This is a genomic window from Actinoallomurus vinaceus, from assembly GCF_039542055.1.
GTDB lineage: Bacteria > Actinomycetota > Actinomycetes > Streptosporangiales > Streptosporangiaceae > Actinoallomurus > Actinoallomurus vinaceus.
The window spans coordinates 132,779-145,280 of sequence record NZ_BAABHK010000015.1 but is presented as its reverse complement, the minus strand read 5'-3'; the positions used below and the strand labels follow the sequence as shown (position 1 = coordinate 145,280).

Annotated in this window: 8 protein-coding genes and 1 riboswitch; of the genes, 4 read left to right on the top strand and 4 right to left on the bottom strand. The window is 64.8% G+C overall.

All coding sequences use genetic code 11. From position 1 onward, the window contains the following. Positions 1-40: 40 nt before the first annotated feature. The 3 genes from ABEA24_RS39800 (at position 41) to tenA (ending at position 1,904) form a co-directional block, all read left to right on the top strand. Positions 41-484, top strand: coding sequence for an SMI1/KNR4 family protein (locus ABEA24_RS39800; protein ID WP_345438323.1), 444 nt, complete (start codon positions 41-43; stop codon positions 482-484). 59 nt (positions 485-543) lie between these two features. Further along, complete coding sequence (locus ABEA24_RS39795; RefSeq protein WP_345438321.1) at positions 544-984, top strand: PaaI family thioesterase; 441 nt, start codon at positions 544-546, stop codon at positions 982-984. 79 nt (positions 985-1,063) lie between these two features. Then, positions 1,064-1,162, top strand: a riboswitch (TPP riboswitch). Positions 1,163-1,223: 61 nt separating this feature from the next. After that, on the top strand, positions 1,224-1,904 hold the full coding sequence (gene tenA, locus ABEA24_RS39790) for a thiaminase II (RefSeq protein WP_345438319.1): 681 nt from the start codon (positions 1,224-1,226) through the stop codon (positions 1,902-1,904). 50 nt (positions 1,905-1,954) lie between these two features. Here tenA and ABEA24_RS39785 read toward each other — a convergent pair whose 3' ends face one another. Further along, positions 1,955-2,314: a hypothetical protein gene (locus ABEA24_RS39785; protein WP_345438317.1), complete on the bottom strand. Its 360-nt coding sequence runs from the start codon at positions 2,312-2,314 to the stop codon at positions 1,955-1,957. 241 nt (positions 2,315-2,555) lie between these two features. On the opposite strand from ABEA24_RS39785, the gene ABEA24_RS39780 reads away from it, so the two are divergent. Further along, entirely contained in the window at positions 2,556-3,968 is a 1,413-nt protein-coding gene (locus tag ABEA24_RS39780) for an NsdA family TPR-like regulatory protein (protein WP_486303932.1), read from the top strand. Between the two features lie 179 nt (positions 3,969-4,147). On the opposite strand, the gene ABEA24_RS39775 is transcribed toward ABEA24_RS39780, so the two are convergent. The 3 genes from ABEA24_RS39775 to ABEA24_RS39765 all read right to left on the bottom strand — a co-directional run bounded on the left by ABEA24_RS39775 (position 4,148) and on the right by ABEA24_RS39765 (position 12,061). After that, entirely contained in the window at positions 4,148-4,609 is a 462-nt protein-coding gene (locus ABEA24_RS39775; protein WP_345438313.1) for an SUKH-3 domain-containing protein, read from the bottom strand. A 172-nt stretch (positions 4,610-4,781) separates the two neighbouring features. Beyond that, positions 4,782-5,261: a hypothetical protein gene (locus ABEA24_RS39770; RefSeq protein WP_345438311.1), complete on the bottom strand. Its 480-nt coding sequence runs from the start codon at positions 5,259-5,261 to the stop codon at positions 4,782-4,784. Positions 5,262-5,761: 500 nt separating this feature from the next. Beyond that, a complete protein-coding gene (locus tag ABEA24_RS39765) occupies positions 5,762-12,061 on the bottom strand; it encodes a polymorphic toxin-type HINT domain-containing protein (RefSeq protein WP_345438309.1) in 6,300 nt (2,099 codons plus the stop codon). Between the last annotated feature and the right edge of the window lie 441 nt (positions 12,062-12,502).

Below are 12,502 nucleotides of genomic sequence, written 5' to 3'. Positions count from 1 at the left end.
GTTCTGATCGACGTTCCTGCGGACAGCGAGAGAGCCTGGGATGTGGCGAGACCTGATCGAGCGGCTGTACGACGACGCCGAGTTCGCCGATCCCGCGTCCGACACGGACATCGATCAGATCGAGCGGCGATTGGGACAGCCGGTTCCGGAGGAGCTGCGGCGGCTGCTGCGGGAGACCGACGGCGTGCGGGCCGACTACGGATCCGGGCTGGTGTGGTCGCTTCAGGAGATCATCGAGCAGAACACCGAGTTCCGGGAGAGCGCGGACTTCGCCCTGCTGTACATGTCGTTCGGCCAGCTCATGTTCATGGCGGACGACGGTGGTGGGGATCGGTTCGCCTACGTCCGGGTCCCGGCCGGACGGCCCGATGACCTGTTCGTGTGGGACCACGAGACCGACGAACGCAGGTGGGTCGCCCGGTCGTTGCAGGACTACCTCGAGCGCCGGGCCGATGGCGACGACTGGTACAAGAAGGGCCTCTGAGGACGACTGCTCTCGGACGTCGCGCCGAGGTTGTCGGTGCGCCCCTGTTCAATGCGGGCATGGAGCCCGAGACGAACCAACGAGGGTTGTTCTGGGATGTGCTGGCGGGGCGGGTTCCCCCGCCGCCCGCCGCGTCGCTTCTGGGCTGGGAGCTCGTCGAACTGGACCCCGAGCGCGGCACCATCGAGGTGGCGTTTCAGGCGAGCGCGCGGTTCGCGAACCCTGTCGGTGTCATCCAGGGCGGGTTCCTGGCCGCCATGCTCGATGACACCATGGGGCCGGCGCTGGTGGCGACGCTCCCCGAGGATCAGTTCGCGCCAACCCTGGATCTGCACGTTCAGTTCCTTCGGCCCGCCCGCCCCGGGCGGCTGGTGGGGCGAGGACGTGTCGTGCAGCGCGGCAGGGACGTCTGCTTTCTGGCCAGCGAGCTCCTCGATCCCGACGGCAGGCCGGTCGCCACGGCGACCGCGACCGCGCGGATCCAGACCGTCCGAACGTGACCGCCGGCGATCCGCGTGACACCCGGTCCGCGAGGCCGCCGCCACGGCTGGTCATGACCGGCCGGTTGTTGTTACGGTCGGCGGTGACGCGGGGTGCCCGGAGCCTTTCCGGGCTGAGATCACACCCGTCGAACCTGATCTAGCTAGGACTAGCGAAGGGACGTCACCGGTGACCGGAGCTCTCCTGGTGTTGCTCGAACGTCCGCTCCTCGCCGTCCGGTGACCGCTGAGAGGATCCGATGTTCTGCGACGACGTGTGGAAGCGCTCGGCCCGCCTGATCCGCGCGATCCACGAGCACCCGTTCAACACCGCCCTCAGCGCCGGCACGCTCGACCGTGAGCGGTTCGCGTTCTACATCGTGCAGGACGCCCGCTACCTGGAGGCGTTCTCCCGGGCGCTCGCGCTCGCGTCCGCGCGGGCCACCGACACCGAGGACGCGGTCTTCTTTGCCGAGAGCGCGCACGCCGCGCTGGCGGCGGAGCGTACGCTGCACGCCGGCTACATCGAGGAGTTCGGCCTGACCGCCGACGACCTCGCGGGCATCGGCACCTCCCCCACCTGCCTCGGCTATTCGTCGTTCCTGCAGGCGACGGCCCTCGCCGACCCGTACCCGGTGCTCGCGGCGGCGGTACTCCCCTGCTTCTGGGTCTACCAGGACGTCGGCACGACCCTGCTGGAGAACACGGCAGGTGTCGAGGACCATCCTTATCGCGCTTGGATCGCGACCTACTCCGACCCGGCCTTCGCCGAATCGACCGAACGCGCCAAGAACATCACCGACCGCCTCGCGGCCACCACCGACGACGCCACCCGCGAGGCCATGGCCCGCGCCTTCTTCCGCGCCACCGAGTACGAATGGATGTTCTGGGACAGCGCCTGGCACCGCGAAACCTGGCCCACCGCCGAATGGCTGGCATAGCGACTCGCGGAGAGCGACTTACGACCATCTAAGCAAGGACCTCGCCCCGATCAGCGACTGCCCACCCACTGTCCGCGCATCGCAGGAGCCAGCGGATCACCCTCCTCGATCGGGGAGTGCTTGCAGTGATCGACTCGCGGCCCATAGTCCTCACGACATTCATTGTTCGGCCCAGACGAGCTTGCCGCCGTTGCGGCAGCGAACGGCGTCCCACCGATGACAAAGGAAGTCGATGATTTCCAGAGCTCGCTCATAATGAACTCAGCGTTCTCCCGGAGATCGGTAGGGAGCCGCCAGTGGCGGGTCACTTCAGCGACGAGCCGCCGGGCCAGCGGAACGGCATTCGAGGTGGCAGCCAGCGTCACCGCCTCGTGCTGCTTGGCGGGGAAGAACGCTTGGACCGGCATCATGCGACCGCCGCCCTTGGGCAGCGCGCCTCATCACAGCTGCCAGGAACGAGCCGGGCGCGTCCCAGTTTGGGTTGATTTGACACGTCGAACCACCGCCTCTGCCAACACTCTGATCTCGATCACTATTTGTGATCGAATCAATCTCTAGCGTCACAATGGCAGCAGCCAACACTCATCTGGGGCCAGAGGTCGAGCGTTGCCTGGGTGTTGCCGACCCTTCGTAATAGCGCCTTCACCTGCGATGGAGACGGCTACGGTGGTCGCACAAACAATGGTCTCGGCGTCGGGGGCCGTGATGAGTGATACGCCGTTCCGCCACCCACTGGCAGCGCTACGTGCCCAACTCGGGCTATCCGCCACGGAGTACTTGAGGCGTTTGGACGCCCACCACCGCTCGCTCGGCCACGGAGCAATGGCCACCCGGCGGGAGAAGGTCGCCCGCTGGGAGGCCGGTGTCTGCGCCCCCGAGTTGTCCGCACAACTGGCCATGGCCGATCTCCACAACGTCTCCCCCGTCTCGGTACGAGAACTCAGTTGGCCGGACTGGCTGCGCCTGGCGTTCGACGGCGACGACGCCGTTCTTGCCACACCCTGGACACCCATGGGTACGGTGACGTCGATGACCGCCACCGCGCGAGGAGGCTCCGTGGATCGACGCGGGTTCTTGATCGCCACCGGAACGACGCTCGCCGCGATCGCCGCAGACTGGACCGGATCGCTCGACCAAGTACCCGCCGCCTCGTCCGCTGGACGGCGCCGCTTGGATATGACGATGGTCACCCATCTAGAGCGCCGCCTGAATCACCTGCGGCACTTGGACGACGCCCTCGGCGGCGGGGACCTACGCCCTATTGCGATCGCCGAATTTCAGTTGGTCAGCAAACTCGCCGATGAGACCTCCTACGACCAGGCCACCGGGCGACGACTGTTCGCCACTCTGAGCGAGGCCGGACGGATTTGCGGCTGGTTGCACTTCGATCAAGGTCTACACGCCGCGGCCCAGAAGTACTACGTCACCGCCCTACGCGCGTCGGCCACCGCCGGCGATCGAGCGGTCGGCGCGAATGTACTGGCGTTCATGGCGATCCAGACGTATTCGGTCGGCAATCCACAAGACGCCGTCAACCTTGTCCAGACCGCCCAAGACCAACTCCGCCATCGTTCTACGCCACTTGTCCGCTCGATCCTGCACGCCCGCGCCGCCCGCGCATGGTCCAAGGCCCCTTATGGTCGCATCGCCTGTACCCGAGAACTCAACAAAGCACGCGATGCCCTCGCGGAGGGACGGCGCGATGACGACCCGCCGTGGGCCTACTGGGTCACCGAGGCCGAGATCGAAATGCTCGCCGGATCCTGCGCCCTCGATCTAGGTGACGCACGGCAGGCATTGCGGTTCTTCGATCACGCCCGAGCCGCCGACCACGCTGCCGACGGCTATATCCGCGACAACGCTTTGTTCCTCGCCCGCGCCGCCGACGCTCACTTGACCCTTGGCCAGATCGACGAGGCCTGCGATATCGCCCGCCAAGCCTACGAGCAAAGCGGCGGCGTCGACTCCGCACGACCTTCCGGCGCGCTCGCCGACTTCCGCAGCCGCCTCGTCCCCTATCGGAACCTCGCAGCCGCCCGCGAATTCCTCGCGCTTACGGCCTGAACCTGTTTCTTATACGTCGGCGAGGCGTACAAGATCTTCATCCACCCAGAATAACTCCAACCCGCAGACCAACGAACCAGGTCTCCCATAGAACTGCGGTAAGGACTCTGAAATCCAGGCAAACGCTATTCAGAAGCACACCTGGAGAGGACGAAACTCATGCTGGCCGACAGATAGGTTCACCTCGACAAGACTTGAATTGGTCGATCGGCATAGACGATCGCATTAATAAATTCCTCAACGCTACCGACTCGCCATACCCCAAAAACGCCGACCGCGAAGACCTCTCCTTTGGGAGTTATCAAGGGAGTCATATCATTCCTCCACAACCCCAACGGAAATATGCTTGTTTGAGAAACCTCGATTGCAGCAAAGACTCGATCAAAATCGTCCCAGGCGGCCAATAAAGGATCGAAAATCATTTCACCGTTCGGATAGTTAGGCCCTCTCGACTTGCCAGCCCAAACGGTTAGATCACCGAGCTCCGCCAATACGTTACGCGCCACAGCGAAGTCTTCGTATCCTTCGATGGTTAATGCCGACATCCACTTCCATGTCGGAACACGTCGAGAGTCACTCCATCCGGCATCTTTGAGTACACGGATGGATTCTGGGCGAAGAGCCTTCAAATCGAGACCCAATTTTACCAGTCCATATTGAGTCGGGAAAGAACTCCATGACACCCAGCACAAGGCGAGACAAGGAGTGGACGCCAGGATGTCGCAGCTGCGGAAGTATCGAGATTCGAAAGCTCGGCCACTTAATCTCTACATGACGTTGATCCCCGAACAATCGGGTCTTGCAGTCAATAAATCAGCCACCGCAATAGACGTAGTGATCTCCGCCTTCTACTACCAGCCGCCAGCTTTCGACTCTGCCGGAGACTGCAGGGAACAGCTCCAGCGAAATCCCATGAGACATTTGGACCGTTACCATACCTGCTTCGCCGACCGTACAGTCGTTCACCATGAACATCGTGGACTCCAGGGCCGACTCGAGCCGCTTCGCTCCGCGATCGTACATCGTTCGAAACGATTCCATAGCGCCAGCCGGATCGATCGCTCGATCCTCCGGCCAATTCATGTCGTCGGAACCGAGAAGAATCTTGCCCGCACGCACGAGCCGGAAAGAACACTGGATGTGCAGTCTGATCGTCGGCGTCCGCCCCGCATCTGGGTCTTGCATGGCGTCGCGGACGGGACCGAAGGTGAAAACACCCATTGCGGCTGCCCGCCCGATACCCGTCACCGGACAGCCGACAAGCTCGGCGAGCGCGACCTCGACACCATCCACTAACAGGCACCCCAAAACCAAATATAAATCAGGCTGAATAGCTACGGCCGCCCTACCAGATCACCCACTTCCGTCAGAGCTTATGGATCACCACGACTCATCGCCCGTAAGAACGATCACTACCTCATCAGGCTCATCGGTGCCGTCTCCGTAGACATCGACCCGATTCTCTACATTCGGAACAGGAATCAGCAACCTCACTGATTCATTTGGATCCGAAATTTCGAGGGACGCCCTAGGTAGGATCAGATTCCCTGAGTACACAAGGACTTTTCCGCTCGGCCGGTAAGGCCCCTGCACGCATTGGACCGACACCGGGCCACTGGCAGCTTGTTGGACCGAGATGAACAAGGAGTCCACACCACCGTGAACTACATCAGTCGCGGAGTCCCAACCTGCGTGCATGTCGACACTCCCGGGCGCGGCAGCGACAACGAGACCGTGCGCGAATCTCGTCGTACACGAAGCGAAGAGCATCATTGATCCACCTACTGGCTCGGTTACTGCACAGGGAAATCATAGTACTCCTTGAGGAGTGATCGCACGATTCCACCCTGCTGTTTAGAACATCCCTTGCAGTGCGGATATAGAGTCCACGGCCCATTGGGGGCGAGCTTATTCGCCGGGTTGTGATCACCAGTCCAGTGCCCGTCCCCGTAACCAGATTCTGTGGCACCACAGGCAGCGCAGCCATTCCGATCACCGAATTCGTTGATCATCTTCTGTTCATGTGCGAGAACGGTATCCCCGCGCTCGGCAGCAACTCCCTCTGCCGTTTGCCCTCGCAAGCTGGGCCCGAGCGTCAAATTGCAGAAATTGGTTTCGTTAACGTTGTGAACGAGGACCGGAGTCGAACTCGCCAGTACATAGTACGTGTGGATGCTGGCGACTGTCAGGTTATTGACCTGCTGGTACTTGCTGTAGCGCCACGCGTCAATGACCGTGGTGATCTTTCCAGACGAGGTCTGCAGGGTGTCACCGGCCTGTAGGTCGGAGGCGTCGACCCAGGTTCGCTTCGCCGGTGACCAGAAGGGGTGACCAGCGGTGGCGACGATCACGCTTGGCCGCTTAACGTTTCCATTCTTTGGTACACCGACTGTGATGCGAACCAAATCCTTCCGACCGATGCCGATGATCGTGGCGACCACAGGCATCGCGCGTGTTCGACCCGTCTTCGGATCCGTTGCCAAGACCTTGTCGCCGGGTTTGACCTTGTCGATTGGCTTCGACCGGCCGTTCGCCAGACGGACGAGCGTCTCGGGCGCAAAGCTGTTGCAGGCTGCTTTCACCGCGCGTTCGGCCGCACCAGCCTCGTCGCCGATCTTCAGAAGATCCTTGATGGCCTTGGTGACCGTCCCGACGAGTCTGCCAACCGCGCCGACGAGCTTGGCGGCCTTGGCCCACTTCCACGGGGCGCCGTATTTGGCGACGAACTTGCCGAGCAAGCCGCCGGCGAAGCTGGCCAGCACGTTCAGGGCGGTCTCGCCGCACGCTCCGATGTCGCCCTTGGAGAAACAGTCGATGCCGGCGGTGATGCCGAGTTCATCGGCCGCGATCTTCAGCAACGAGCCAAGGGCGCTGGCGAGCTTGCGCTTGAGCTCGATCTTCTTCTGCTGGGCCGCCCACAGCCGCTTGAGCGCCGCCAACTGGGCGGCACGCTGCCGCGCCGCCGCAGCCGCGCTGGAGTAGTAGCCCTCGTGGTAGTAGGCGTCGCCGTAGTAGGTGTGGTGCGCCGGTGTCCAGCCCGGGAACGAGTGTTGGATCTGGCCGACCGTCGCCCCGGCACATGATTGGGGATTGCCGCCGATACCGCAGTCGTCGACCTTCATCCCGCTCGGGTCAGCGAGGGTCTCCGGATTGTTCTCGCCGTAGGAGTAGGCGTTCATCTGCTGCGGATCGCTGCTATCGATCACCGGGTCGACCGACAGGAACCGCCCGTTGTCCGTGTCGTACTCGCGCGCGCCCAGATGGGTAGTACCGAGCGTGGAGTCGGTGGTGCCGCCCAGGTATCCGCGCTCGCCGGGCCATTCGGTCGGCTTGGCTCCGCGCTGGCCCCCGAACGGGGTGAAGTACCGCTTGGTGACCTGGTTGGTCTCGGAGTCGATGACGCGCGTCGCCGTGCCGTGCTGGTCGTCGGCGAGGAACTGCACGCCCTTCGCCGTCCGTACCGCCACGGTGTCGTCGCCGAGCGTGTAGTAGCGCGTCGCCGACACACCGGTGCTGTCCAGGCGAAGCTCCATCGAGCCGAGGTACAGCGTCGTCGCGCCGGGCTCGCGGCGGATCAGCCGGTCGCCGTCGGCGTCGTACACGAACGACGTGGTCTGGTCACCCTTGGTCGACTTGGCGAGGTGGCCTTCGGCGTCCCAGTCGAGCTTCTCGTCGTCACCGGCGATCGTGCGGACCGTGGTGTTGCCGGTGTCGTCGTACTTGAACGAGTCGACGCTGGTGCCGCCGGGGCTGCCTCCAGGGACCGGCGGCGTGACGGTGGTGACCGACTGCAGGGCGTGCGGCTGCTTGGCGCCCGCAGTCGGATACGCGTAGGTCTTCGTGGTGTCCTGGGTGGTGTCGCCGTCCAGGTTGTGATCGGTCTGCTTGGTGCGGTTGCCGGTCAGGTCGTAGTCGTAGGACTGCCAGTACGGCGCCGGGCCCGTCTTGTCGATGGTGATCGCACTGGCCGGAGCCGCGCAGGAGTCATTGGCCGTCCAGGCGTCACTCAACCGCTGCAGGTAGTCGTACTGGAAGCACTGGGTCTCCGCGGGCTGGCCGTTTCCGGGCTGGTCCGCGATCGTCCTGACGTTTCCCGAGTCGTCGTAGTCGTAGGTGGTGTTCTCCACCCGCAACGGCGATGTCTTCTCCCGGTCGGTGACGACGTTCTTCAGCCGGTCGGTACCGGTCTCGTACGTATAGGTGCGCTGCACCTTCGAGCCGGTGGTGGTCGCCATCAACTGGGTGGTGAGGTTGCCGACACCGTCGTAACCGGTATCGATGACGTAAGGGCTGGTGCCCTTCAACGTCTGGGGGCGACCGAGGTCGTCGTAGCCGAAACGCAGCTTCTCCATCGGCAGACCGCCGACGGCGGGCAGCGTCATCGTCGCCATAGACCCGTCGGCGTTGTACGACATCGCGGTGTCGTACGTCTTGGCCAGAGCGCCGTTGCCGTCGACATCGGGAATCGTCACGCGAGTGCCGGTCGGGCGGTAGGCCGCGTCGTAGCCGGTGACGTCCGTGCGGTACGCCTTGTTCGGGTCGCCGTCGACATACCGGATCGCCGAGACCGCCTGCCCGAAGACGTTCGTCGAGCCGAGCTTGTCGTAGATCCATTCCGCCAGCTTGGGACCGTCGGCGGAGTCGGCGTGCTCGGCGGTCTGGCGGCCGAGCAGGTCATAGTCGTGGAACAGCTTCTTGCCGCGCGCGTCCTCGGTGGACTCGACCTGGTCGAGGTCGGTGTACGTGTAGGTGGTCGCGCCCTTGTCGGGGTCCTCGACCTTCGTCTTGCGGCCGAGCAGGTCGTAGTGAGTGCGCCAGACGTTGCCGGCCGGGTCGGTGACGTCGGCCAGGCGGCCGGCCGAGTCGTAGCCGTACTTCGTGGTGTCGTAGTCGCCACCGATCGTCCTGCCGTGGTATTGCCGCAGCTCGGTGGTCCTGCCCTTGGCGTCAGTGACCTTCGTGGTGGGCGTCGAGCCCTTGGGCGGCACCACGCTGACGCTGTCGCCGGTGTAGGTGGTGGTCGTCCGCCACTGCTCCACGCCGAGCTTCTGGAACGCCTCCACGGTCGGACGACCCTGACCGTCGTACGTCGTCACGGTCTGGCCGGGCACCTCATTGTCGGTGGGCGCATACAGGGTCCCGGACGGCACGGTCGCGTTGTAATAAGGATCGTTGGTCTTGGTGACCAGCCCACTGGAGTTGTAGAAGGTGTCGGCGATCATGCGGCCGATCACGGTGCCGCTGCCGTCGACCTTTGCCGGAGCCTGGGTCTGGACCGGGCGCAGCAGCCCGTCGAACAACTGGTACGACGTCGAGTACGCGGACCCATCGGCCATCAGCCGCTGCGTCGACACCACCGCCGGCTTGTCCTTGCTGATGGTGTACGTGAACTGCATGTGCGGTGAATCCGAGCTCGGACGGCCCGGTAGCCATACCTTGGTGAGTCGACCGAGCGGGTCGTACTGCTGTTCGGACTTCTTGCCGTTGGCGTCCGTGACAGACGTGCGCGCGGCCCACGCCGGCTGGTAGGTCGTGGTCTCGGTGTGCCCGAGCGGATTGGTGACGACCGTCTGGTTGACCAGTCCCCCGCCCGAGATCTGGGTGTAGGCGGTCGTCGTCTTGTGGTCCGTCTTGCCGCCCTCGTACGAGGCGGTGACCCGGCCGTAGTCGTCGTAGTCGGTCTTGGTATCGGTCTGCCAGTCCGGCGAGCCGTCGCTGAAGCCCGTGAGTCGTTTGCTCTCCGTCACGTCTCCCAGAGACGGCGCGTCGCCGAAGTCCTTGTGGTCGAAGAGGTTCTGCACCCCGGAGGTGAGCTTGTCGTTGGGCAGGCCTGCATCCGATGCAGGGCAGGCCGCGGACGCGGTTAGCTCCCGGCTGACGTAGTTGAGCATCCACGCGCCCTCGTTGCGGGCGTATGTGGTGCGTGTGCAGGTCTCGTCGTCCGACTTGGAGAGGTCGCCTTCGTCCTCGGTCTCGACGGCCAGGCCGTGGTCGTCATAGTGGGTGACCGCCTGGGTCCGCCGCCACGTGCCGTCGCCGAGGAGCGTACGGTCCGCGACCGTGCCCGACCGGACCATCGCGGCGGTTGTGGTTCCCCAGGACTTGACGCGCTTGGCCGTTGGGTCGCTCACCCATGGCGTGTTAACCGTGGCCGACTGGATCTGCCCGCCCGGCTTGTCGTAGACGATCTCCTCGCGTACCTGGCCCTCGAGGACGTCGGAGTCGGGGACCGCGTGGCCTTCGGAGTCGGTGATGGTGACATCGCGGCGGCCGGTCGGCTTGCCGCCCGAGTCCTTCAGCTCGTCGCCGTCCATGCCGCGGTAGAACAGGGACTCTGTCTGCGACTGGGTGTCGCCGTCGCGGCCGGTGGTGACCTTGACCTTGGCATAGCCGCGCCACTGGGACCAGGTCTTGTACTTCTCCTCCACGAGGCCGTCATCGTCGTCGTGGTGCCAGGCCGGCGCGCCGACGTAGGTGTAGGTGGTCACGACCGGCGGAGTCCCGGAGACGCGCGGGTCGTTGACGACGGAGGCGACCGGATACTTCTGGAAGTACTCCAGCTTCTGGCTGGTCGCGCCTTCGGGCGTCCAGTAGAGCGGGAAGCAGCGCTTGTCGTTCTTGTCCTCGGCTGCGGGCAGGTTGCTCTGCGTGCACTCGGCCGGCATGTAGTTCACCGACGTGACGCCGCCGGACTCCGACGTGATGGACGCGACCCGGAACTTGATCATCTGTGGTCCCTGTTTGGGATCCACTCGGTTGGGCAGCTTGGTGGGTTCGAACGTCACCTCGGGCAGCGCGGCGTCACCGTTGACCTTCCCGGCATGAGTGATCCCGTCCAGCCAGAGCCCCGCCGAGGTGCCGTCGCCCGGGTCCTTCATCTCCTGGCGCAGCGTCCAGCCGTCGACCGGGTCGTACTTGGTGCCGTTCCAGATCTGCGTGGAGACGGCGGTCAGCCGCTTGCGGGTCCAGAAGGTCGGGGTGTTCTTGTTCGCGCAGGAGTCACCGGACTTGCAGTTCTGGTCGACGGGGACGTCGGGCCAGTACTTGGCGTTCGCGGTGGTGAACTGGGCGTCGGAACAGGTGATGCTCCCGGTCGGGAAGCAGCGCTCACCGGTGGTGAAGACGACCTGGGAGGGCGCCTTCGCGGTGAAGAGGGTGTCCTTGCGCTGGCCGTAGTCGATCCGGTCGAGCGTTCCGCCCCGCGTGTAGGCGACGCCGGTGGACTTCAGGTTCCGCTCGTAGTAGTTGGTCTCGGGCGTGTACCAGTAGGTCATCGTGTTGCCGTGTGGATCGACGACGTAGTCGAGGTTCCAGCGCCACGCCTGCTGGCACGAGGACTTGTCGAACGTGTCGGCGGCGTCGGTACCGGTCTTGTGGCACGGTTCCTTGTCGTCGTTGCCGAAGACGGGCACCGTCCATGCCGAGTTGGTGGAGTCCTTGCCGCTCGTCCACCCGGGAAGGTGGTTCAGGCCGAAGTAGTACTGCGTGCCGTCGGGGGTGGTGATCCGCCAGTGCTCGCCCTTGTCCCCGCTGTCGCCGTCGTCGCCGTTGGACGCGCCGGTCAGCTTCTCGACCTTCGATCCGTCGTCGTCCTTCGGCTTCCAGACACCGCTGGCGTCGTCGCGGATCAGCTCGGTGGACCGCCCGTTCAGCGACATGGTGGCGTTGTCGTACCGCCAGCACAGGTCCTGGCGTTTCGGGGACAGGCTGGAGTCGTCGCCGCAGGACCGGTAGCGGCGCTCGATGTAACCGGGCCAGAAGTCGAAGCCCGTGCCGATCCACGACGGCTGGTTGTTGGTGGACGCGGTCTGGCCGTCCACCGCGCTGGAGGAGTAGCCGAGGGTGATCTGCGGCACCGGCCCGCCCAGCGACGGCGGCATCCGCAGGGGGTACGACCAGGAGAAGTTTCCGGTCTGCGCACCCACCTGCCACGTCGAGGACGGTGCGAGCGGCGTCGCCGCGAAGCTGCCCGCCGAGCCGGACGCGCCGGCCGCCAGGGCGACGACGCCGGACTCCCCCGAGGCTGCCTGCGCGGCCGGAACGGCGACCTGCGCCGTGACCTTGCCGCCGGCGACGTCGTTGGTCGATGCCAACGGCGTCTGCGTCCGGCACTCGGGCCGCCCCGGGTTCGTCAGCGCGCACGCCGGCAGCCGGACCAACCGAAGCCGGGAAGCCCAGTCACCACCTCCCGCGTACCGGAACCGCGAGTAGTCGACCTCCAGTATTGCTCTACCTGGTCGGCCAGACGTTTGCGATCGAGACGGCGTCTGGGTGGAGCCTGCCGGGGTCGGTGAAGCCGTGGCCCGCTGTCCCGGAGACGCCGTCGCCGCGGTGAGCAGTAGCCCGTCGACTCCGGCGCGTTGCGCGGTGGCCTGATCCAGCAGTTGAAGCCGAACCTCGCCGGAGGCCGCCTGTCCGGAGGCGGCTGGCTTCTTGCTCGTGGCCGGGCCGAGGCGTACCGGAAGATCATCGGCCTGCGTCAAACCGCTCGAGGGGACGCTGACCTCGGCCGTTCCGGACTTGGGCCAACTCAC